At 69.9% G+C, this 20,349-nt stretch carries 19 protein-coding genes; 13 read left to right on the top strand and 6 right to left on the bottom strand.

Features of this window, described 5'->3' with window-relative positions; genetic code table 11:
• Positions 1 to 3: 3 nt before the first annotated feature.
• Both ACH4U8_RS14975 and ACH4U8_RS14970 read right to left on the bottom strand, forming a co-directional pair.
• On the bottom strand, positions 4 to 876 hold the full coding sequence (locus ACH4U8_RS14975) for a hypothetical protein (RefSeq protein WP_395778169.1): 873 nt from the start codon (positions 874 to 876) through the stop codon (positions 4 to 6).
• Positions 877 to 931: 55 nt separating this feature from the next.
• The gene (locus tag ACH4U8_RS14970; RefSeq protein WP_395778167.1) at positions 932 to 1,459 is read right to left on the bottom strand and encodes a hypothetical protein; all 528 of its coding nucleotides are present in this window, start codon (positions 1,457 to 1,459) and stop codon (positions 932 to 934) included.
• A 238-nt stretch (positions 1,460 to 1,697) separates the two neighbouring features.
• Between ACH4U8_RS14970 and ACH4U8_RS14965 the strand changes: the two genes are divergently transcribed.
• Positions 1,698 to 2,381 (top strand): TetR/AcrR family transcriptional regulator, encoded by a 684-nt coding sequence (locus ACH4U8_RS14965; RefSeq protein WP_395778165.1) that lies wholly within the window; start codon positions 1,698 to 1,700, stop codon positions 2,379 to 2,381.
• A 291-nt stretch (positions 2,382 to 2,672) separates the two neighbouring features.
• Here ACH4U8_RS14965 and ACH4U8_RS14960 read toward each other — a convergent pair whose 3' ends face one another.
• Positions 2,673 to 3,470: a hypothetical protein gene (locus ACH4U8_RS14960; RefSeq protein WP_395778163.1), complete on the bottom strand. Its 798-nt coding sequence runs from the start codon at positions 3,468 to 3,470 to the stop codon at positions 2,673 to 2,675.
• Between the two features lie 552 nt (positions 3,471 to 4,022).
• Here ACH4U8_RS14960 and ACH4U8_RS14955 point away from each other — a divergent pair.
• From ACH4U8_RS14955 to ACH4U8_RS14910, 10 genes are all read left to right on the top strand, one after another.
• Positions 4,023 to 5,444, top strand: a complete 1,422-nt coding sequence (locus ACH4U8_RS14955; RefSeq protein WP_360322650.1) for an aminobutyraldehyde dehydrogenase — start codon at positions 4,023 to 4,025, stop codon at positions 5,442 to 5,444.
• Positions 5,435 to 5,683 (top strand): hypothetical protein, encoded by a 249-nt coding sequence (locus ACH4U8_RS14950; protein WP_360322648.1) that lies wholly within the window; start codon positions 5,435 to 5,437, stop codon positions 5,681 to 5,683. The genes ACH4U8_RS14955 and ACH4U8_RS14950 overlap by 10 nt, the downstream gene beginning before the upstream one ends.
• A complete protein-coding gene (locus tag ACH4U8_RS14945) occupies positions 5,641 to 5,961 on the top strand; it encodes a hypothetical protein (RefSeq protein WP_395778161.1) in 321 nt (106 codons plus the stop codon). Before ACH4U8_RS14950 ends, ACH4U8_RS14945 begins: the two co-directional genes overlap by 43 nt.
• Before the next feature lie 220 nt (positions 5,962 to 6,181).
• Positions 6,182 to 8,320: a prolyl oligopeptidase family serine peptidase gene (locus ACH4U8_RS14940; protein ID WP_395778159.1), complete on the top strand. Its 2,139-nt coding sequence runs from the start codon at positions 6,182 to 6,184 to the stop codon at positions 8,318 to 8,320.
• Positions 8,321 to 9,086: 766 nt separating this feature from the next.
• Positions 9,087 to 10,625, top strand: a complete 1,539-nt coding sequence (locus ACH4U8_RS14935; protein WP_395778157.1) for an ABC transporter substrate-binding protein — start codon at positions 9,087 to 9,089, stop codon at positions 10,623 to 10,625.
• Between the two features lie 37 nt (positions 10,626 to 10,662).
• Complete coding sequence (locus ACH4U8_RS14930) at positions 10,663 to 11,601, top strand: ABC transporter permease (RefSeq protein ID WP_360322640.1); 939 nt, start codon at positions 10,663 to 10,665, stop codon at positions 11,599 to 11,601.
• On the top strand, positions 11,598 to 12,476 hold the full coding sequence (locus tag ACH4U8_RS14925) for an ABC transporter permease (protein ID WP_395778155.1): 879 nt from the start codon (positions 11,598 to 11,600) through the stop codon (positions 12,474 to 12,476). The genes ACH4U8_RS14930 and ACH4U8_RS14925 overlap by 4 nt, the downstream gene beginning before the upstream one ends.
• Positions 12,473 to 13,462 carry an ABC transporter ATP-binding protein gene (locus ACH4U8_RS14920; RefSeq protein ID WP_360322636.1) on the top strand — a complete coding sequence of 330 codons (990 nt, stop codon included), beginning with the start codon at positions 12,473 to 12,475 and terminating at the stop codon, positions 13,460 to 13,462. Before ACH4U8_RS14925 ends, ACH4U8_RS14920 begins: the two co-directional genes overlap by 4 nt.
• Positions 13,459 to 14,250, top strand: a complete 792-nt coding sequence (locus ACH4U8_RS14915) for an ATP-binding cassette domain-containing protein (protein ID WP_360322634.1) — start codon at positions 13,459 to 13,461, stop codon at positions 14,248 to 14,250. Before ACH4U8_RS14920 ends, ACH4U8_RS14915 begins: the two co-directional genes overlap by 4 nt.
• Positions 14,251 to 14,673: 423 nt before the next feature.
• Positions 14,674 to 15,165 (top strand): hypothetical protein, encoded by a 492-nt coding sequence (locus ACH4U8_RS14910; RefSeq protein ID WP_395778153.1) that lies wholly within the window; start codon positions 14,674 to 14,676, stop codon positions 15,163 to 15,165.
• Positions 15,166 to 15,360: 195 nt separating this feature from the next.
• On the opposite strand, the gene ACH4U8_RS14905 is transcribed toward ACH4U8_RS14910, so the two are convergent.
• Both ACH4U8_RS14905 and ACH4U8_RS14900 read right to left on the bottom strand, forming a co-directional pair.
• Positions 15,361 to 16,533: a saccharopine dehydrogenase NADP-binding domain-containing protein gene (locus tag ACH4U8_RS14905; RefSeq protein WP_360314077.1), complete on the bottom strand. Its 1,173-nt coding sequence runs from the start codon at positions 16,531 to 16,533 to the stop codon at positions 15,361 to 15,363.
• A gap of 177 nt (positions 16,534 to 16,710) precedes the next feature.
• The gene (locus ACH4U8_RS14900) at positions 16,711 to 18,339 is read right to left on the bottom strand and encodes an MFS transporter (protein WP_395778151.1); all 1,629 of its coding nucleotides are present in this window, start codon (positions 18,337 to 18,339) and stop codon (positions 16,711 to 16,713) included.
• 168 nt (positions 18,340 to 18,507) lie between these two features.
• On the opposite strand from ACH4U8_RS14900, the gene ACH4U8_RS14895 reads away from it, so the two are divergent.
• Complete coding sequence (locus ACH4U8_RS14895) at positions 18,508 to 19,164, top strand: TetR-like C-terminal domain-containing protein (protein WP_395778149.1); 657 nt, start codon at positions 18,508 to 18,510, stop codon at positions 19,162 to 19,164.
• 297 nt (positions 19,165 to 19,461) lie between these two features.
• Entirely contained in the window at positions 19,462 to 19,713 is a 252-nt protein-coding gene (locus ACH4U8_RS14890) for a hypothetical protein (protein WP_395778147.1), read from the top strand.
• 51 nt (positions 19,714 to 19,764) lie between these two features.
• On the opposite strand, the gene ACH4U8_RS14885 is transcribed toward ACH4U8_RS14890, so the two are convergent.
• Positions 19,765 to 20,325: a TetR/AcrR family transcriptional regulator gene (locus tag ACH4U8_RS14885; RefSeq protein ID WP_395778145.1), complete on the bottom strand. Its 561-nt coding sequence runs from the start codon at positions 20,323 to 20,325 to the stop codon at positions 19,765 to 19,767.
• Positions 20,326 to 20,349: the final 24 nt, after the last annotated feature.

Here is a 20,349-nt window from a genome sequence, read left to right as displayed (position 1 = left end):
CGATCAGCTCGTGAATTTGCCGTCGGGGAGTGTGGTGGCAGGAAGCTTGCCGCGGGGTGCGGAGGCGTCTGCGGTACCCAGGCACCGTCCGCTGTCGAACAGTCCGAGTTCGTAGTGCACGGTGTGCTCGTCGTGTCCGCTGACGGCGATCCCGATGTCATAAGTGCCGGGGTAGTGCACCTCGCCAAGATAGGTCACGCGGTAGCGCCAGGGGAGGTATCGGGGGAGCTTCCTGGCGGCGCCCTCTCCCAGCAGGTCGTGTGCGTGGGACGCGATCGCCTCGTCGTACCAGCCGACTTGGGCGATGTAGTTGACATGCCGGTTGAGGTCGACGTCCCCGACGCGGGCATGGACGGTGGCAGCGGCCGGGTAGTACTGCCGCTCGCGGCGCGGCGGATCGGGTTGCGACGCCACTGCTGCATCCGTTCCCGGCAGTCGCAACTCCTCGAGGTCGGCGCGCAGTTCGTCCGGCAAGGTGAGCGGTCCGGACTTGTCGGCGAGCACGATGGTGGCCCCGGCTGTGGCGACGAGTCGCCCGTCGATGAACATGCCCTGCCCGTAGGCGTAGGAGGTCCGGCCGATCGCCCGGATTCCGGTGCCGATCCGGATGGTGGCATCGAAGGTGCCGAACGGCGTCCACCGCTCGACGCCCTGGCCAATCAGCAGGATGCGGAAGGGCCCGAACCCGCCGTCGGCCAGAAGCTTGTCGAAGCGGGGGAAGCGCAGGCCGATGCGGGGATGCTCGAACAGGCGGGCCAGTGCCACTGTGCTCGTCGTGCCGTCCGGGGCGAGGTCGCCGAACCGTTGCGTAACTTGCCGGCGGTCGGGAAAGTCGGCCTCGGCCATGAGCGCGGCGGAATGTTCGTCGATGATCAACGTTGTTCCCTTCAGGGTTGTCGCCAGGCCGAGGACAGGGACCGCAGACCGTGGCTCAGCACGCGGTGCTTGAAGTCGGGGGTGACGGCGGGATCGGCGAGGCGCAGCCCGGATAACCGCCGCAGCAACGCCGGAGGAGCCGGCTGTAGTTCGAGGCGCGCCGGCGTCGCGCCGAGGCAGTGGTGGATTCCGTGGCCGAAAGCCGGGTGCGGGCAGCGGGCGCGGGTGACGTCGCGGGCGGACCGGCGGCCGCCATCGCGTCGAGGTACTCGTCGACGATCCCCTGGAACCGCGGGGCCGGCGCCTGGGCCCGCCGGACCGTGAAGGTCGCGGTCAGCAGCCGCCGGCGGGTGCGCTCGGGTGGATCCGGCATCGGCAGTCGCCCGGCACGGCGGTGTTTCATCGATTCGTCGTCCACGCCCTCGGCCGCCGAGCCGGGTAACGGGCACATCGCGTCGAGCCGGAGCCGCGCGGCACGACCGTGCACGGCCCGGACATCGGCGTAGCGGCTGAAGAGGGTGGCCTCGTGCCCCGGCGGCGAGCGCACCCGGTAGACCGCGCCGGAGTCACGCCGGCTCCGCACGCCCGGGTCGATGTCGAGCCCGTTCCGCAGGGCGGCCGGCTCGGGCAGAACCGCGTTCGACCGGTTCCGTCGAGCGCATCGCTCAGGACGTTGCCCCCGGGCGGCTCCGGGGCGGTGGGCTCGGGCAGTCCTTTCATGGGCTCATTGAACCCTGCTGCACGCGGTGCGTGCAACATCGTGTGCAACATCGCGCTCGCCGCCTGATGGAGCGCTCACTCCGCTCGACTAGACTGCCGCCATGCGTCAGCGGTGGAGCGAACAGACCATCCTGGATGCCGCCGTGGAGCTGCTCTCTTGCTCCGAAGGCGACGACTTGTTCAGCATGCGCAAACTGGCTGCCGCACTGGGTACCGACTCCTCCAGCCTGTACCGCCACTTCCGCAACCGCACCGAGCTGATGCTCGCGATCGTGGACCATGTGCTGGTCCAGGCCATGCGCGGCTACCGGCGGCAGGGAACCTGGCGTGCGCGGCTGGTCGACCTGACCCTGCGCTCATGGGATGCGTACGCCGCGCTGCCGCAGCTGGCGAAGGACACCGGCCACTATCCGGGCAGCGGACCCGGCAGCCGGCTGGTGATCGAGGAGACCCTGCAGGCTCTCGGCGACGCCGGGGTGCCCGAGGAACTCGTCCCCGAGTGGTACCACCGGCTGGTGACCTTGTCCGTGTCCCTGATCTCCACACACGCGGCCGGCCAGTCCTGCGGCCCGGCCGAGCAAAAGCGGAGACTGGAAACCTTCCGGGTGATCACGCTGGGCGCCGACCCGGCGGACTTTCCCGCGCTGGCCCACTACAGCCGCCGCATCGAACCCGTCGGTTTCACCCGCGAGAGCTTCCTCGCCACAGTGGAGCTGGTGCTGGACGCGGTGCCGGCGCACCAGGAACGAAACGGCACCCAGCCCAGCAGCCCGGAAGGTTCGTGAAGGTAACAGCCCTCGGGCTCGTGCGCCTACTCTGCCGGGCAGTCCGCCGGGTGAAAGGCCCGCCGACCACGCACACCGCCGCACACTCGCCAGCGACGCCCTGAAACGGCGTTGCAGTACCACGCCAAGCGCCCTCGGAGAAGGCGTCGCCCGTCGAAGGCCCATCGTTTCGCCCCGTGGCGAGGCGTGCCTTGTCGCCGGGGGAGGCCGGTTCGCGGCCTCGCCCCGACATGGGCTCGGTTCACTTCCTCGGGTCGGCTGTTGCACCTGCTGCGGTGTTTGCGACCGGGTTCACGAAGTCGCTTCGGATGCTTCCGCATCGCCGGGGAGTGGTTCGCTGAACGCGTGGATGACACCGAGGTAGGCGCTCGCTTGGGCACTCCAGCCGTTGCGATCCGTCCGTTCGGGAATGTCGGGATGGGTGCGTGAGCGCAGGAGGTAGCCCACGGACAACGCCTCGACGGCCCAGATGAGGTCCTCCATGCTGCGGTCGGGTCGGAGACGGCGGCGGGCGTAGCGCAGTAGGACGCTCAAGAGGTGATCGGTCTCGTCGACGTAGCGCTCATTGGCTCCGGCTTGGGCATCACGCACCATGTCGACAGGGGCCAGAGCTCCTAGGCCGAGCGCCAGGTACAGCTCCGGGGATGCGCTCGTCCACCGGAAGTCGGCCTCGCTGATTTGACGGAAGATCTCCTCGGGTGCCTCTCCGTCGGCGACCAGCCCGAATGCGAGGGCTTCGATCTGCCGTGCCCCCGGGGTGGCGATCTTGTCCATCACATGGCGCATCAGTTCCAGTTGGAAAGCGGCCTGGTCCGACCAGATCTGGTAGAACGCCCCGGTCGTCAGCTTCCTGCCGTCGGGGTTGCGTCGATTCACCTCGACGAGAACGTCCGCCATGCGAATGTCCGCCAGCGGGTTGTGGGGACTCGATGCCGTGGGACGGGTTCGCTCGATGGCGAGGTTCGCCGCTGCGGCCAGCAGCAGGGCGCGGGTCTCCTCGCGGGGTCGATGCCGGCGTTGAGCGGGCGGGGGGTTGGTCGAGCGCGTGCGCGTCGGCTCGGTCGCATCGTCTTCAGGAGTGTCCACCATGCGATAATCGTACCCTGCGTTCGGAGATCGTAAGTTACTTACGATCCCGGAATGGCCCCGCCGGCGGACGCGCGGGCGCTCGCCCCCGGCGCCGCGAGTATCGCCGAGCGCGGTCGCCCCCTCGCCGAGTGCGACGGCCGGGCCCGCCCGAGGGTGTCGAGTCGGTCGTCGCGGCCGGCCGTCGGTCGAGTTCCCGGCCGCCGGGCGCGGGCGGATCGGGTGAGCGCCCGACGTGACGAACGAGTCCGTCGGACAGCGGACTCAGAGCCGAATCCGCCCCCGGCGCAGCGAATCGACGCACGGACCCGGGCTCGAAGGCGAGGAAAACGCCGGAGCCGAGCGGCCGGGTGGCGTCGGACCGCGTCTCTCGACGGATGGTGGCCCCTGTCGCCGTGCGGACTTCCGTCGAATCCCTCGCGAAGGGCTGGCGCTCCGCATATCCAAGGTTCATAATATTTCTATGATCCTCGTGAGATTGATACACAACTCGGCGGCTGCGGTGTTCCGACGGCAAGGGGCACCCGTCGCCCGGCGGACGACCGGAGTCCCCGCATGACCGGGCACGTCGACAACTTCATCAACGGGGTCCGCAGCACCGCCCCCGGCCGACTGTCCCTGATCGACCCCCGCACCGGTGGGATCCACGGCTCCAGCGTGCTTTCGCGCGACGCCGAGGTGGACGCCGCCTTCGACGCGGCGCGCACGGCCTTCGCGTCGTGGCGGCGCACGGCACCGGGAGAGCGTCAGGTCGCGCTGCTGGCGATCGCGGCCGAGATGGAGGCCCGGGCAGACGAATTCGTCGCCGCCGAATGCGGGGACACCGGCAAACCGACGGAACTCTTCCGGTCCGAGGAACTACTGCCGATCATCGACCAGCTCAGGTTCTTCGCCGGCGCGGCGCGCATGTTGGAGGGACGCGCGGCGGCGGAGTACGTGCCCGGCCACACGTCCCTGATCCGCCGCGAGCCCGTCGGCGTGATCGCTTCGATCGCGCCGTGGAACTACCCGCTGATGACCGCGGTCTGGAAGCTGGCGCCGGCCGTCGCGGCCGGCAACACGGTGGTCTTCAAACCGGACGCGGCCACTCCCTCCAGTGCGCTGCTGCTCGCCGAGATCTGCGGACGGCATCTGCCGCCCGGCTGCGTGAACCTGGTCTGCGGGGACCGGGAGACCGGCAAGCTGGTGGCCGGTCACCCGCACGCGGACATGGTCGCCATCACCGGATCGACCAGGGCCGGCACCGAAGTGGTTCGCGCCGCCGCCGACGACGTGCGCCGGACCCACCTCGAACTGGGCGGCAACAGCCCGGTCCTGGTGTTCGCCGACGCGGATGTGGCCGGTTGCGCGGAGCTGATCGCCGGCGCCGCCTTCTACAACGCCGGCCAGGACTGCACCGCGCCGTCGCGCGTCCTGGCGCATGCCGACATCCACGACGACCTGGTACGAGAACTGGTCGAGCACGCCCGATCGTTCGCCCTGATCGACCCGGCCGATGCCCGGGACGGCCGGAGCCCGCTGATCAGCCGATCCCAGTTGCAACGGGTGTCGGGACTCGTCGAGCGTCGCGGCGCCACCACCCGGATCCTGACCGGCGGAAGGGCGGAGGATGGTCCCGGCTTCTTCTTTCCGCCAACGGTTGTCACCGGAGTCGGCCAGAGCGACGAACTCGTCCAGGAGGAGATCTTCGGCCCGGTGCTGACCGTACAGACCTTCACCGACGAGGAGGAGGCGATCGAGCTGGCCAACGACGTCCGCCACGGGCTGGCGTCCAGCGTGTGGACGCGTGACGTCGGTCGCGCCATGCGCGTCACCGCCGCGCTCGACTTCGGCATCACCTGGGTCAACACCCACGTCACGACGGCGGCCGAGATGCCGCACGGGGGCTTCAAACAGACCGGTGAGGGCAAGGACCTGTCCCTCTACGGTCTGGAGGCGTACACCCGGATCAAGCATGTGATGCTCTCGTGGACGTGAGCCCCGACATCCTGGAGTTGTTTCCCGAGGGGACGACGGTCGAGGAGGGCCGCGGTCTGATCGTCGGCGGCGTCGCCCTGTCCGACGTGGCCGACGAGTACTCGACGCCCGCCTACGTCGTCGACGAGGCCGGCCTGCGCGCACGGATACGACGTTTCCGGCAGGCGCTGAGCGCGAACGCGGCATGGGGGACAACATGGAGGTCGCCCTCTACGGGCAGCGGTTCGAGGCCACCGTGATCGACCGGGTCGGCGGCGGCGAACGGGTCGACCTCGTCGGGCGGCACTGCGAGTCCGGCGACCGGCTCGGCTCCGGTGTGCCGCTGCGGTCGCCACGGACCGGCGACGTCATCGCCGTCCCGGTGACCGGAGCGTATTGCTACACGATGGCGAACAACTACAACGGAGCGCTCAAGGCACCGGTCGTCTTCTGCGCCGACGGGAAGGCACGCGAGGTCGTTCGTCGCGAGACGCTCGCGGATCTCTTCGCCCGCGACATGTCCCGCCCGGCGCCTTGAGGGTCCGCAGAGGGTGGACGGGATGCGGGGCCATCCAGGGTCGTCCGCCCCGGGGGATGCGGACGACCCATTCCCACCCGCTCGGTGCGCGGTCGATGGCAGGAATCCACCGGTTGCACGGCCGGCTCGAACCGGTCGTCGGGAACCCGTGCCGCGGTCGATCCCCGGCACGGCAGACACGGTGTTCGAAGCATGAAGGCGCCTCGACCGGCCCTACCTCATGACTTACGTATCTGGTAAATTACTTACGGATCTGAGCGAAGGAGTTCCCATGCTCACGCCTGACACCGACTACGGCCCTACGGTCACCGAACGTGTCGATGCGATGGAACTGCTCCACAGCGCCGACCTGAGCCCGGACGGCGCACTCGTCGCCTGGTCCGTCTCCCGCATCGAGGGAGACGTGGTGCGGCACAGCCTGTGCCTGAGCCGTGTGGCCGAGCCTCGTGCGGCTGCCGTCGCCGTGGCGTTCGGCGACGGGGCGCACACCCCCAGCTTCTCGCCGGACGGCAGTCGGCTGGCGTTCCTTTCCGGCGACGGCCCGGTCACGCACATGGTCCTCGTCCGGCTCGCGGACGCACCCGACTTCGACTTCGAGGTGCTCGTCGACCCGGCGGAACCGAACCGTTGCGTCTCGGGGAAGCCGGTGTGGAGTCCCGACGGCCGCCGCATCGCCTACGCCGCGACGCTGCGGACACGTGTCCCGGAAGCGCCGTATCGGATCACCCGGGCGATCGGTTGGGTGGACGGGCTGGACCTCGTCGACGACGTCACCGCCGACATCTTCGTCTACGACCTCGGCACCCGGACGCACACGCGGCTCACCGACGACGCCTGGGTCAACAGCCGGCCGACGTGGCTGGCGTCGCCCGGGCGGCCGGGCGCCGGCGCGACGGAAGCGGAATCGGGGCAGTCCGGAACCGCACGCATCGCCTTCCTCGCCGGATGCGGACCGGAGGAATGGCAACAGGGCACCGCCGCCGTTCGCTCCGTCGCGGCCGACGGGTCCGGCACGGTCACCGAGCACATGCGGGAACTCGACCTCTTCTCCCTCGCGGCATCGGGCGACGGCCGGATCGCGGTGACCTCCTCCGGCGCCGCATCGCACTCGCTGGGTCGATTGTTCCTCGTGGACCCGGCCGACGACTCCGCGGCGGCATCCCAGTCGTGGCGCCTGACCGATCGCGGCGCCGGCCTGAGTGTGGATCTCAACGGCGATGTACTGGGCGACGTGGCCATCCCGTTCGTGGACCCCGACCCGAGACTGCTTCTTCACGCGGGCGACGCTCTCCTGCGGGTGCACGTCGAGGACCGCCTGGAAGTGCACCGCGTCGCACTCGAGGGCGAACCTCGTACGACTCCGGTGCTGGCCGGTCCGGGCTGCTTCTATCCGCTGGCGGTGGCCGGGCAGCGCCTGCTGTACGCCACCGGCACCCTCACCAGCCCGCCCGACCTCTGGGTCCGCGACATGGACACGGGCGAGGACTCGCGGATCAGCGACACCGCGACCCGCAATCGGGCCTGCACCGTCCCGTGCACGGTCACCGAATTCCGAGTCCGTGCGAAGGACGGCCCGCCGGTGCAAGGCAAGCTCCTGCGACCCGCCGACGCCGTCGGAGCGCTGCCGACCGTGCTGCTCATTCACGGCGGCCCCAAATCGGCCTACGGGGAGGTCTACGTCACCGACGCCCACATCCTGTGTGGTGCGGGCTTCGGGGTGCTCATGGTCAATCCCCGCGGCTCGCGCGGCTACGGCGTGGAATTCGCCGACGCCATCATCGGAGCCTGGGGCCACGACGACCTGGACGACCTGATGGCGGCGGTGGACTTCGCGGTGGACGAGGGCTGGGCCGACCCCGCCCGCCTCGGGGTCGCCGGGCTGTCGTACGGCGGGTACATGTCCAGCTGGATCGTCGGCCACACCGACCGGTTCAAGGCCGCCGTCATCGAGAACCCGGTGACCGATTTCTCCAGCCTGTACGGAACGAGCGACATCGGGCTCGGTTTTCTGCCCGATGTACTGGGCGCACTGCCCGAGACGGACCCCGACCGCTACCGGAAACTCTCACCGATCACCACGGCCCACACCTGCACCACTCCGACGTTGTTGATCCAGGGCGAACGCGACCATCGCTGCCCGCCCGAGCAGAGCAAGCAGTTCTACTCGGTGCTGCGGCGCGCCGGGTGCGTCGCCGAGATGCTGATGTTGCCGGACGCCTCCCACGAAGGATCGATCTCGGGCCCGGTGCCGGTGCGACGAGCACAGAACGAGGCGCTGGTCGACTGGATGGTGCGTCACGTAAAGGAGAGCAACCCCGCTCGGCGCGACGCTGCGGGCGCGCCCGGCGACGAAGCCTGACGGCGCCGGCTCCGATGCGGCCCGCCCGCGTGTCGGGCGCCGCGGTGGCGATCCGAGGGCCGCAACGGACGCACCTCGTGCCCTGTGCCTTGTGAAGAAGGTGTCGCGTTCGCGGGAGACGCGGCCCTCGGCGCCGTTCCCGGTCGCCCCTCGCCGACCCGTTCCCGAACGAGGGCGACGGTCGTCCCGGCGACTCCGGCCGAGGGTGCGCCCCGTCCCCCGACCGGCCTCCGGCCATCGCAACGATGCCGGGATCGGCGATGGGAGCCGGGCGACGGGGTCGGGATTCGGCGCCCGGGTTGTAAGACGAGGCCGCAAGGGGTTGTGCGGCGCGTCGCACCGACGACGATCGTCGCCCGCCCGACGGTGCAGCCCGGTCCGGATCTTCGGTAGCCGCCGCTCGGCCCGCAACGAACCAAGCGGCAGCGCAATCGTGTTCATCGGAGTTGTCCCGGCCTTCCGGAATTTCGGTTCCTGACATACCGCCTTCTCGGCCGCGCGGCCGGCCGTCCCGCCCCCGGTTCGCCCACGAAGGGTGGGTCCGTGGGCCGGCCACAGAGCCGGCTGCCGGTGCGGTTCGACCCGGTCGCGAGGTCGTCGAGGCCGACGACCGTCTCGCCGGCGGGCCCGAGTGCGCCGGGCGCGCAGCAGGGTACGGAAGCACTAGATATGACCGCTTTGCGTACCTCTGGACGGCCGCTACGCACCCGCCGTAGAATCCGGAAACCCCAGTTGCTAGAAAATTTATGAAACTGCGAGGGAATTTATGTCGCTATTCAAGGCCACGGCGTGCGTCGCGATGCTGACGGCCACGATGCTTCTGAGCGGGTGCGTCTCCGACAACTCGACCTCGCCCGGATCCGCCTCGGCGCCCCCCAAGCGGGGCGGGTCGATCACGATGTCGCTCAGCACCGCGATCGACACGTGGAACCCGCAGGAGGCCCTGTCGTCACAGAGCTTCAACGTCTACTCACAGGTGTACGCGTCGCTCCTGCGCTCCACTCCGGACGGCAAGACCCTCCTGCCGGCGCTGGCCTCGTCCTACCAGGCGGATCCGGCGGCCAAGACCCTGACCTTCACCCTGGACCCCGCCGCGAAGTTCAGCGACGGCAGACAGGTCACGTCCGCCGACGTGAAATTCTCGGAAGGACTGTGGAGCACGGGTCAGCTGTACGGCAGCTACTTCTCCTCCATCACGTCCGTGGAGACGCCCACCCCGCAGACCGTGGTCTTCAGGCTGTCCCAACCCGACACGACGCTGCCCGCGATCCTGTCGACCGCCAACGCCGCGATCTTCCCCGACAACTACGGCGGCCGGACCGCGGCCGACTTCTGGAAGAAGCCCACGGGAGCCGGTCCGTTCGGCATCGACAATCAGGCCGTGGGACGGTCCATCAGCCTCACCCGCAATCCCCACTACTACCGGGCCGGTCTGCCCTACCTCGACGGGGTCGAATACAAGGTCGTCACGGACGCTTACCAGCGACTGCTGCAGTTCCACAGCGGCTCCCTGGACGTCGTCAACGACGTGGAACTCGCCACGGCCCTCCAGTACCAGCAGGACAAGATCGTCAGCGCGCCGTCGTCCGGTGTCAGCGTCCTCACCATGAACACGAAGTCGGGGCCCCTGGGCAACGTCGATCTCCGGAAGGCGATCGCACTGGCCATCGACTACCGCAAACTCGTCGCCGGCGGTTACGCGGGCCAGGCGACCGTGGCGACGTCGCTGCTGCCGCAAAACGTCCCCGGGGTCACCCCGTGCCCCACGTGCGCCTGGTCCACCACCGATGTGGCGGCCGCCAAGAACCTGGTCGGCACGTCCGGCTACACGGGCCAGAACCTCAAGCTGCTCGCGCCCAGCAGCACCGCGGAGGAACTCGCGGCCCAGGCACTGGTCCCGATGCTGGCCCAGGTGGGCATCAACGCCACCGTCGTCCCGCTCCCGACCTCTTCCCTGATCGACAGGCTCGGCAAGGGTGACTTCCAGCTCGCGATGATCACCTACAGCGCGCTCGCGCCCAGCCCGATCGACCCCCTCGGCTTTCTCGCATCGACCGGCGTCGTGTTCTCCCAGTCCGACCCCGGACCGGCGAACGCGGCACTGTCGGGAGTCCACGCGGCGAGCAACCCCGCCGAGGTCACCACCGCCGTGCATGCCTTCGAAAAGTCCGCCAACGCAAGCGACGCCGTGATCCCGCTGGCCGTCCCGAACGCGCTCCAGGCGGTCGCCGGCCGGGTACGGGGATTCCTTCCGGCGCCCTACCTGGCCTACTGCGCCGACGAATTGAGCGTCGAGAACCGATGACCGCGTCCCGCATCGTCAACGGAAAGGAGGGAGTTTCGTGACAGCGCTGAGATTTCTGCTCGCCCGGCTCCTCCAGTTGATGCTCGTGCTGCTCGCGGTCACGCTGGTGGTGTTCGTGCTGACCCAGGTCGCACCGGGCGACGCGGCCCGGCTCCGCCTCGGGCCGCGGGCCTCGGACGAGGCGGTGAGCGAGTTGCGCCATCAACTGGGGCTCGATCGCAGCCTGCCGCACCAGTACCTGGCCTATCTGAATCGAGTGCTGCACGGCGACCTGGGCACATCGATCGACGGCCGGAGCGTCACCGACGTCATCGGCCAAGGCATCGGCGACACGTTGTGGCTGCTGCTCGGCACATTGGTGCTCGCGGTGTCGGCGGCACTCGTGCTGGCGTGGACCGCCGCCTGGTTCCGGGACCGATTCATCGACCACGCGATACGGCTGGGCATTCTGCTCGCGCTGTTCCTGCCGGCGTTCTGGGTGGGATTCCTGCTCATCAGGCTGGTGGCCATGCCCACCGGGTGGTTCCCGGTCTCGGGACTGGGGTCGGACCCGACGGAACTGGTCGAATCGCTGGTGCTGCCCTCCGTCACCGGAGCGGTGATCCTCACCCCCGTCCTCGTGCGAAGTCTCAGGTCGAGCCTGATCGACGTGCTCGACTCCGAGTACATCGCGGTCGCCCGCTCACTCGGGGTGGGGGGAAGCGCCCTGATCGTCCGGCACGTGCTGCGCAACGCACTCGGCCCGGTCCTGACGCTGCTCGCGCTGAACGTCGGCTACCTCTTCTTCGGCGTCGTCATCCTCGAGGCCACCTTCGACATTCCGGGCCTGGGCAGCGCGCTGGTCGACGCGTCCGCCAAACGCGACGTCTACGTGGTCCAGGGCATCACGCTGGTCTTCGCCACGGGAGTCGTGGTCGCCAACGTCCTCGGCGAGACGATCGTCTCGCTGCTCGATCCGAGAACGGTGAGCGCATGAGCGACCTGTCCCTGATCAAGGACGACAAGGAACACACGATACGGTCACGCCCGCGCGGCAACGGCAAGCTGGCCGCCGGGGCGGTCATCTTCGGACTGTTCGTCCTGGCCGCGGTCTTCGCGCCCCTGATCACCACGGGAGACCCGGCCGAACAGGATCTGTTGAACCGGCTCGCCTCTCCCTCGCCCGCGCATCTGCTCGGCACCGACCAACTCGGCCGTGACGAATGGACCCGGCTGGTCTACGCGATCCGGGTCGACCTGCGCGTGGCACTACTCGCCTCATTCATCCCGGCGGTCCTGGGCAGCCTCATCGGGATCGTCGCGGGCCTCGGCGCCAAGTGGCTGGACACCGCGATCATGCGTATCTCCGACGTCGTCGTCTCGCTCCCGCTGTTCATCTTCTTCATCGCACTGGTCGGGCTGCTCGGCCCCGGCGAGGGATTCCTCTTCCTCGGGCCCGGCGAGTTGCCGCTCATCATCGGTTTCACCCTCATCTCCTGGGTCGTGTACGCGCGCCTGATGCGCGCCGAGGTACGGCGGGTCCGCTCCATGGACTACGTCCGCGCCGCGCAGTCGGGAGGCCTGCCCCGATGGCGGGTGATCGCCTGGCACATCCTGCCGAACGTGATCGGGCAGAGCATCGTCTACTTCTTCGTCGACATCGGACTGGCCGTCGTGGCGATCTCGACGCTGTCCTTCCTGGGCGTCGGCATACCCGTCGGAACCCCCGAATGGGGCGCGATGATCCAGTCCGCCCGCACCGTCATGCAAACCAACTGGTGGTTGATCGCCGCGCCCGGAGCCGCGATCGCGCTGGCCGGAATGGGCCTGGCCCTGATCGGGGACGGCCTGGACGATCGGATCAAATCATGACCGGCACCGAACCCGTGATCGAGATCGCGAACCTGGCGATCGCCGCCGCCGGGCGCGACGGCGCCACCCTGGTGGACGACGTGTCCCTGCACGTCGACGCCGGTGAATGCCTCGGGATCGTGGGCGAGTCCGGATCGGGCAAGAGCCTCACGCTGCGCTCCGTGCTGGGCCTGCTGCCGCCCGCGCTGGTCCGAACCCGGGGGACCATGCGGTTCCGCGGCCGGGAGGACGAGGAGCCGCGGTCCGTCGACCCGCGCGACCTGCGCGGCCACGGAGTCTCGATGGTCTTCCAGGAACCGATGAGCTCGTTGAACCCGACGATGCGCATCGGTGACCTGGTCGCCGCCGGTCCCCGCGCCCGGGGCGTGTCGCGCCGCGCCGCGGCCGACCAGGCGTTGCGCCTGCTGCGCGAAGTCGGCGTGCCGAACCCGGAGCAACGGGTCCGGGCATGGCCGCACCAACTCTCGGGGGGCCTGCGGCAACGGGTGATGATCGCGATGGCGCTGTCGGTGGAACCTCGGCTGCTCCTGTGCGACGAACCGACGACCGCGTTGGACACCACCGTCCAGGACCAGATCCTGACGCTCGTCGAACGCCTGCGGGCCGAGCGGGGCCTGGCCCTGATCTTCGTCAGCCACGACCTGTCGGTCATCGCACGCATCGCGGACCGCACCGCCGTGATGTACGCCGGCCGCATCATCGAACAGGGACCGACGCGTGCCTTGATCGACGATCCCCGCCACCCCTACACCCACGGACTCATCGAGTCGATGCCGCAGCTGCACGGCCCGCCGGTACGGCTGAAGGCCATCAGCGGATCCCCGCCGACCGCCGGTCGACTGCCCTCGGGCTGTCGCTTCGCCCCGCGTTGCCCGTTCGTCGTGGATGCCTGCCGGGAAGCCGACCCGCCCCTGTTGAACATCGGCCCGGACCGAGCCGGCGCGTGTCTGCGGCAGGCCGAGTTGAATCTTGGAGAACAGGCATGAGTGCGCTCATCGAACTGGACGACATCGAGGTCCACTTCAAGGTCCGGGCCCGGCGATCCGCGGCACCGCAGACGCTGCGGGCCGTCGACGGCGTCAGCCTCGCCGTCGAGCGTTCCCGGTGCCTGGGCGTGGTCGGCGAATCCGGCTGCGGCAAGTCGACGCTGGCCGGCGTGCTCGTCGGGCTGACGGAACCGACGGCCGGACGGGTCCGCTACGACGGCAGGGACATCGGCGCCCGGCGTTCCAAGGACTTGCGCCGCAACATCCAGATGGTCTTCCAGGACCCGGTCGCGTCGCTCAACCCCCGTCGACGGGTCCGCTCCGTACTGGCCGAGCTCATCGACTATCACGATCTCGTCCCGGATGCCGGGATGGCCTCCGCCCTCGACTCGCTCATGGAGATGGTCAACCTGCCCCCGCGCGTCCTGGAGGCACGGCCGCGCGAACTGTCGGGGGGACAACGCCAACGAGTCGCCATCGCACGCGCCCTCGCGGTCCAACCCGAAGTGTTGGTCGCCGACGAGGCGGTATCGGCCCTGGACGTCTCCGCCCAGGCCACCGTGGTCAACCTCCTGGCCGACCTGCGCGCCGAACTCGGGCTGACGATCGTCTTCATCTCGCACGACCTGGGCATCGTGCGAACGCTCTGTGACCGGGTCGCGGTGATGTACGCGGGCCGCGTGGTGGAAGAAGGCGCGGCCGAGACCATCTTCACCGCAGCCGAGCACCCGTACACCCGGGCTTTGCTACGGGCCGCGCCGGACCTGTACCGACCGGGCACGGCGTGACGTTCACCGGCGCCGGAAGGCGACCCCACCGGGCCCTCGACATGAACACCGATGGTGCCTTCCGGTCCGGATGCCCCGAGGCCGAGAGCGCCTTCTCGTCGGCCCCGCCGCCGCACCTCGGGAGTGGATCGCACCGGATCGCCTGAATCCACGCGGCCCGTTGACCGCCCGCGGCCGAAGTCGGCGGTCGGCCCGCACACGGGCCGACCGCCGAACGTGCTCCGCGCCCGCGTCAGCCGGCCGGAACGTTGTCGACGTGGGGATGCCGTCGATCAATGATCCCGGTCGCCGTGCGGACTCCCGTTGGATCTTCTCGTGGAGGGGGCTGGCGCTTCAGGACCCGAAGGTTCATAATTATCTTATGATCATCGTGAGGTAGATACATATGGCCTCCCTCCGGACCCAGATCGCGAGGTTCCCGTCATGACCACCGCCGTCGTCACCCGCGGCCTCGTCGACCCCTCCCGCGCCACCGGCGACGAGGCGACCGTGGCGAGCACGCCATCGAGGCAAGCCGGCCTGCACAACGCCTTCGGATGGGGGCCACGCCTGGCCGCCACCGGCGTCACCTTCGACGTGATCACGGTCGACATGCCCCTGGGCCTGGCGGCGTTGCAACTGCTGCGCGGGCGGGACATGCCGCTCGGCCCGGTGATCCTCGACGACCGGTGGCGCCGTATCGGCTTCCTGGTGCCGCCTCAGCGCGACGACCCCGTCCCCGAGGTCGAACTGCGCTGCGGCCCGCGTCAGGTGGGAGTCGGCGCGTGGGTCGTGCTGCCCACCGGCGACCAGGACACCATGGTGTCGTGGCTGCAGCCACCCGCAGCCGGCGACCACCTCACCCCGACCGGGATCGTCCGCGAGGCCCTCCGCGAGGCCGCGACCACCCTCGGCACAGCGAACCCCCGGGCCTGATCCACTACTCCCCCGGCGCGACTCCACCTCGCTGACCCCCACGTCAAGGAGGCCGGAGTGCGCGCGAGGGCGGTCGGTCGGGACGGGATGCCCCGACCGGTCCGCCGTCGGCGCGGGACGCCGCGGCCCGGCTCAAAGGTCCGGCTCAAAGCTCCGGCTCGAGGCACGGTTCGGGACACGGCTCGGAGATCCGGTTCAGAGCACCCGCTCCGTACGGTTCTCGGTGCGGTACATCGTGATGCCCAACTGCGGGAGTACCTCGCGCAGGAAGGGTTCCGGGTCGACGCACCCCTCCGGGGCGAGGACGCCGGTCCTGTCGATCTCGCCGGCCACGAGCCGGCGCAGGAAGGCCGCGGCGGGGATGGCCGTGATGTCGGCGGCGGAATCGTCGTTGTCCGGGTCGGACATGTCGCTGTGGGTCTCGATGGAGACCGATGCGGGGGCGCCGTCCTTCTCGCCCTCGGCGCGGATGTGGAAGACGGCGCCGATCGGGGCGTCGGACACGTCCGTCTGCACCGCCTGTTCGCCCTCGGTGCTGCTGAAGTAGCGGGCGATGTACGCCTGGGGCGACATGGGCAGTTCGCCGCGTTCCGCACTCATGAGGCCGAGGTCGCCGAGCGTCTTGTAGATGTCGTTGCCGGCCTGTTGCCACCAGGTGAAGCCGCTGGTGGCCTCCTTGAGGCCGGGGATGAAGCGCGGGAGGGTGATCGGCTCGGCGTGGCCGAAGTAGCCGAAGTCGCGGGGGCCGTACGGTGCCAGCAGTTGGAACTGCCGCGGGTTGCTCCATGCCGGGACCTTGCGGTATTCGCCGTCGAGGTACTGGGTGACGTCGCCGCTGAGCGAGTGGAACATGTGCTCCAGGATGGTCGGGCCGAGGTTGGCGACGAACGGCAGGCCCATGACGACGTGGACGGCGTCCGCGCGGTCGAGGCCGTCGCAGGCCCAGCGCGCCATCAGGTTCGTGGTGCCCGGGGCGACGCCGCAGCCGGTGAGGACGGTGACGCCGGCGGCCTTGGCACGCTCGTCGTACCGGGGGTCGGTGACCAGGGCTTCGGCGACGTCGTACTCGTCGCAGATGTCGATGTAGTTCGCGCCGGCGCGGATCGTCGCGTCGACGATCGGCAGCGCGAAGCGGTAGAAGGGGCCGACGCCGTTGAAGACCACGTCCGCGCCGGAGACCACGGCGGTGACGCTGTCCGGGTCGGTGGCGTCGAACTGCGCGGCGCGCGCGCCGATGCGGTCGGCGAGCGCTTGTGCGCGCTCGGCGTCGAGGTCGGCGACCACCAGGTCGTCGACGCCCGGGAAGGCGACGGCGCGCTTGGCCACGCGGCTCGCGACCGCGCCGCTGCTGAGAATTACGATCTTCATGGAGTCCTCCGTGGACGTGTGGTGCGGGTGTGCGCGCAGGGCGCGGGGCCGGGACATCCGTGGGGCGTGGCCCCGGCCCGGGTCGTGGTGTGCGGCGACGTCACCGAGGGTGCGGATGCGCGCCTTCCGGTGGACGGATTCGGGCCGGCCGTGCCGCCGGCGCCGGCTCGGCGAGGCTCAGGTGGCGGTCGCCCCGGATTGCCCGCCGGTGGCCGGGGTGCGGCCGGATTTCATGACGACGGCGAGGACCACGCAGATCGAGCCGACCGCGCCGGCCACGAAGAATCCGGTGGTCCAGCCGGAATCCGTGTACACCTGGGGAATGTCGAACGTCTGTGCGCCGCCCTCGGTGGTCATCGTCGCCCGGTAGGGATGCGCGGCGAGGATCGCGGTCAGCACCGCCGTGCCCAGCGCGGCACCGAACGACTCGGCGAGGGTGAGCATCCCGGCCGCGACGCCCTGTTGTTCCTCCGGGACGGCTTCGATGACGAGGTTGTTGTCGCAGCCGTAGTAGAGGCCGAACGCGAGGCCGAAGAGCACGCCGACCGGCAGCAACATCTGCCACGAGTCGTGGAAGAAGCCGTACAGCAGCATCGACGCGGCCATCGCCACGAGGGACACCAGCAGGGGCAGCCGCAGCCCGGTGCGTTTGGCGACCGCGCCCGCGGCGGGTCCGGCGAGCATCGACGGGATGGTCTGCCACGTCATCAGGTGGACGGCGAGCGCGGTCAGCCCGAACCCGAGGGCGTATCCGATGTCTCCGTGGAAGACGACGCTCGGCGCGATGTTGTCGATCGGCACGCCCAGGTCGGCGGCGAGGCCGGCCGGCACCCCGCCGTCGACCACGTCCGCGTCGGTCTGGGCCATGTAGGCGATCGCATAGCTCTGGATGCCGATCATGACGTTGGCGAGCAGACCGATCGCCAGGACGATCGACACCTTCGGGGCGTGGAGCAGGGCGGGGTCGATGATGGGGTGGGACGTGCGGCGTTCCCACGCGGGGAAGGCCGCCAGGAGCACGAATCCGGCGACGAGGTACGCCCACGCGCTCGGGCGGCTCCAACCCCAGTCCTCGCCCTCGCTGACGTACAGGAGGATGAGGGCGGCGCCCGCGCCGAGCAGTACGGAGCCGATCAGGTCGAGCCGTTGCCGGACGCGTACGGTGCTTTCCGGGACCACCGCCCACAGGAGCGGCACCAGCGCCGCGGTGTAGACGACGAGGAACCAGAACATCGACCGCCGGCCCCACGTGTCCGACAGCGCCCCCGCCAGGAACGGCGAGGCCAGCGCGGAGACGCCGATGCCGGTGGCGAGGACGCCGACCGCGACGGTGACGTGTCTGCGGGGCAGGATGTCGCGCAGCAGGCTCGCGGCGATCGCGGTGATGGCGAACGAGGTCGCCTGTAGGGCGCGCCCGGTGAGGAACAACGCCCACGACGATGTGAGCGCGCACAGCACGGAGCCGGCGAGGAAGAGCACGGTACAGCCGAGGAGCAGCAGCTTCTTGCCGTGGATGTCGGCGAGTTTGCCCAGGATCGGCGTGGTCGCGCCGCCGACGAGGCCGATGATGATGATCATCCAGCTCAGATCCGCGCCCACGGTCGGGAAGGAGTGGCCGATGCGCTCGGTGGCGGTGGCGACCAACGTGTATTGCAGGGGCGCGACTTCGGTCACCAGCACCACCACGGCGACGACGGCCGACAGACGGGCGCGCGAGGCGCCGTCGAGGCGGCCGCCGCCGGGCGGCGCGGTGCGGACGGCCGCAGGTCTGGCGCCCGGTTCGGAATCGGACGGGTTTGCGGGCATGGCGGACTCCCCGAGAGCGATGACGGGTTCAAAAACGCGGGCCGGCTGCGGGCGGCACGGAGTGAGCGCCGGAAATTCGGCGTCCGTCGGCGGGGTCGCCGCGGCGCGTACGTCATCGTGTTATCCCTACCTGCTAAAGTCAACAGCCTGACCCTTTTAGGAGTTCGAATGACCGGCGAGACGACACGGCCGAACGCGCGGCGCACGTCGGCGGGTACCGCCGAACCCGCGGCGACGGCTCCGGAGGGCGCCGCGGCGCCGCGCGGCCGGGTGCGGTCCGGCGGCCGGAGCGAGAAGGTGCGCCGAGCCGTCGCGCAGGCCGTTCTCGACCTACTCGCGGAAGGCGTGGTGGACTTCGGCCCCAGCGAGGTCGCGGCGCGCGCCGACCTCAACCGGAAGACGATCTATCGGTGGTGGCCCACCTACGCCGACCTCGTCCGGGAGGGCCTTGCCGCGCACTCCGGCGCGGTCGAAGTGCCCGACACGGGTTCGTGGGCGAAAGACCTGCGCCTGCTCGCCGACCGCCTCGCGGCCTTCTTCGCCGGCCCCGTCGAGGTCAGTACGAGCGCGATCATCGCCGGCCGCCGCAATCCCGAACTGAGCACGTTGATCCTCGAACACTTCGAACCGATCCAGGAATCCTGGCGCGCGGTCGTCGCCCGTGCGGCGGCCCGCGGCGAGGTCGACCCCACGTGCACGCCGGAAGCGGTCGTGAACCTGCTGGTCAGCCAACTCGTCCTGGCTCCGCTGCTGCTCGGCCGCGCATCCACCGGTGCCGAAGTCGACGCCCTGGTCGACCTGGTCCTGCGCGCGACGAGGCGCTGACACAGCGAGGTGACCACCCCGTCACCGGGCAGACCCCGGTGGTCGGCCGCACCGAACGCCGACCGGCGGGATCCGGCCGTCGCCCTCTCGGGCGTCCCAGGCCGCCCCGATCTCGTCGGCCGGGCGACGCGGGCGGCCCTGTCCCGCGCGGACACGGCCGTGGGCCAGCGTGGTCGTCACCGCCCATGGGCGGGCGTGTTCCAGCGGTACGAGAGCAGTGGGAACCCATGGCCGAATGACCACTGGTCGACGACGGCGGGCCTCGAGACGCTCACAGTCCCAGGAAGGGGTCCGCCCATGAAGCGGAACCCGCTCATCGGCGCGTTGAGCGTCCTGGCATTGGCCTCGGCATCGATCACGGCCGCACCCACGGCCCAGGCGACCGTGGGAGACGCCCTGTGCACGGTGCCCAGCACTGAACCGCGCCGGTCGGGGCCGATGGTGCCCTTCCGCGCGTTCGACCGCGAGACCCGCACCATCATCGGCACCACCAGCGCGATCGAGTCGATCAACGCCCGCTACGGCCGCGTCACCGCCGGACGCACATGAGCCGAACCGACGAACGAAAAGTCGATCCCGGTACTTCCTTGTCGTCGTACGTCACCCGTCGGCGAGGCGTTGGATGGTGGTGCTCAGCCAGGTCTGGAGATCGGCGGGGTCGCCGAGTTCGCAACGCAGCACCCGGCGGCGGGTCGAGACGCCGAGCACGAAGGCGTCGATCGCCGCGGCTCGGCTGCGGGCCTCCGTGTCGTCCAGGCCGCTCTCGCGCAGGTAGTGGTGCAGCGGCTCCAGCGAGTGCGTGTCGAGGAAGGCAGCCAGCGCCTCCGCCGCCTGCGGGCGTTCGCCGGACGCACGTTGCAGGACGAGCAGCGGGTCCTCCCCGGATGCACCGAACCAGCGCTGGGCGATGCTCGCCGCGAGGCGCGAACCCAGCGCGGAACGGTCGCCCTCGAAGGAGTCGGAGACCGGGATCTCCACCCTCGTTGCCGCCAGGAAAAGACCGTCCTTGCCGCCGAAATAGCGCGTGATCAGGTTGGGCGACACACCGGCCGCGTCGGCCACGCCTTTGACCGTGATCGCCGCGTACCCGTGCTGGGCGAACAGGCGTTGTGCGTGTTCCAGGATCCGCTGCCTGGTGGCGGCCGCATTGCGCGAAATCATGTATACGAGCATACACATCATGTG

The sequence above is a fragment of the Embleya sp. NPDC020886 genome (assembly GCF_044333915.1).
GTDB lineage: Bacteria > Actinomycetota > Actinomycetes > Streptomycetales > Streptomycetaceae > Embleya.
The sequence above is the reverse complement of the archived record's forward strand: the minus strand, read 5'-3'. Positions and strand labels throughout refer to the sequence as shown.

What these genes read in the sequence shown, in the direction of transcription:
- ACH4U8_RS14965 (WP_395778165.1), top strand. Translation starts at nt 1,698, where the DNA reads ATGCGTCAGCGGTGGAGCGAACAGACCATCCTGGATGCCGCCGTGGAG.
- ACH4U8_RS14960 (WP_395778163.1), bottom strand. Translation starts at nt 3,470, where the DNA reads ATGGTGGACACTCCTGAAGACGATGCGACCGAGCCGACGCGCACGCGC.
- ACH4U8_RS14955 (WP_360322650.1), top strand. Translation starts at nt 4,023, where the DNA reads ATGACCGGGCACGTCGACAACTTCATCAACGGGGTCCGCAGCACCGCC.
- ACH4U8_RS14945 (WP_395778161.1), top strand. Translation starts at nt 5,641, where the DNA reads ATGGAGGTCGCCCTCTACGGGCAGCGGTTCGAGGCCACCGTGATCGAC.
- ACH4U8_RS14940 (WP_395778159.1), top strand. Translation starts at nt 6,182, where the DNA reads ATGACTTACGTATCTGGTAAATTACTTACGGATCTGAGCGAAGGAGTT.
- ACH4U8_RS14935 (WP_395778157.1), top strand. Translation starts at nt 9,087, where the DNA reads ATGTCGCTATTCAAGGCCACGGCGTGCGTCGCGATGCTGACGGCCACG.
- ACH4U8_RS14925 (WP_395778155.1), top strand. Translation starts at nt 11,598, where the DNA reads ATGAGCGACCTGTCCCTGATCAAGGACGACAAGGAACACACGATACGG.
- ACH4U8_RS14920 (WP_360322636.1), top strand. Translation starts at nt 12,473, where the DNA reads ATGACCGGCACCGAACCCGTGATCGAGATCGCGAACCTGGCGATCGCC.
- ACH4U8_RS14915 (WP_360322634.1), top strand. Translation starts at nt 13,459, where the DNA reads ATGAGTGCGCTCATCGAACTGGACGACATCGAGGTCCACTTCAAGGTC.
- ACH4U8_RS14910 (WP_395778153.1), top strand. Translation starts at nt 14,674, where the DNA reads ATGACCACCGCCGTCGTCACCCGCGGCCTCGTCGACCCCTCCCGCGCC.
- ACH4U8_RS14905 (WP_360314077.1), bottom strand. Translation starts at nt 16,533, where the DNA reads ATGAAGATCGTAATTCTCAGCAGCGGCGCGGTCGCGAGCCGCGTGGCC.
- ACH4U8_RS14900 (WP_395778151.1), bottom strand. Translation starts at nt 18,339, where the DNA reads ATGCCCGCAAACCCGTCCGATTCCGAACCGGGCGCCAGACCTGCGGCC.
- ACH4U8_RS14895 (WP_395778149.1), top strand. Translation starts at nt 18,508, where the DNA reads ATGACCGGCGAGACGACACGGCCGAACGCGCGGCGCACGTCGGCGGGT.
- ACH4U8_RS14890 (WP_395778147.1), top strand. Translation starts at nt 19,462, where the DNA reads ATGAAGCGGAACCCGCTCATCGGCGCGTTGAGCGTCCTGGCATTGGCC.
- ACH4U8_RS14885 (WP_395778145.1), bottom strand. Translation starts at nt 20,325, where the DNA reads ATGATTTCGCGCAATGCGGCCGCCACCAGGCAGCGGATCCTGGAACAC.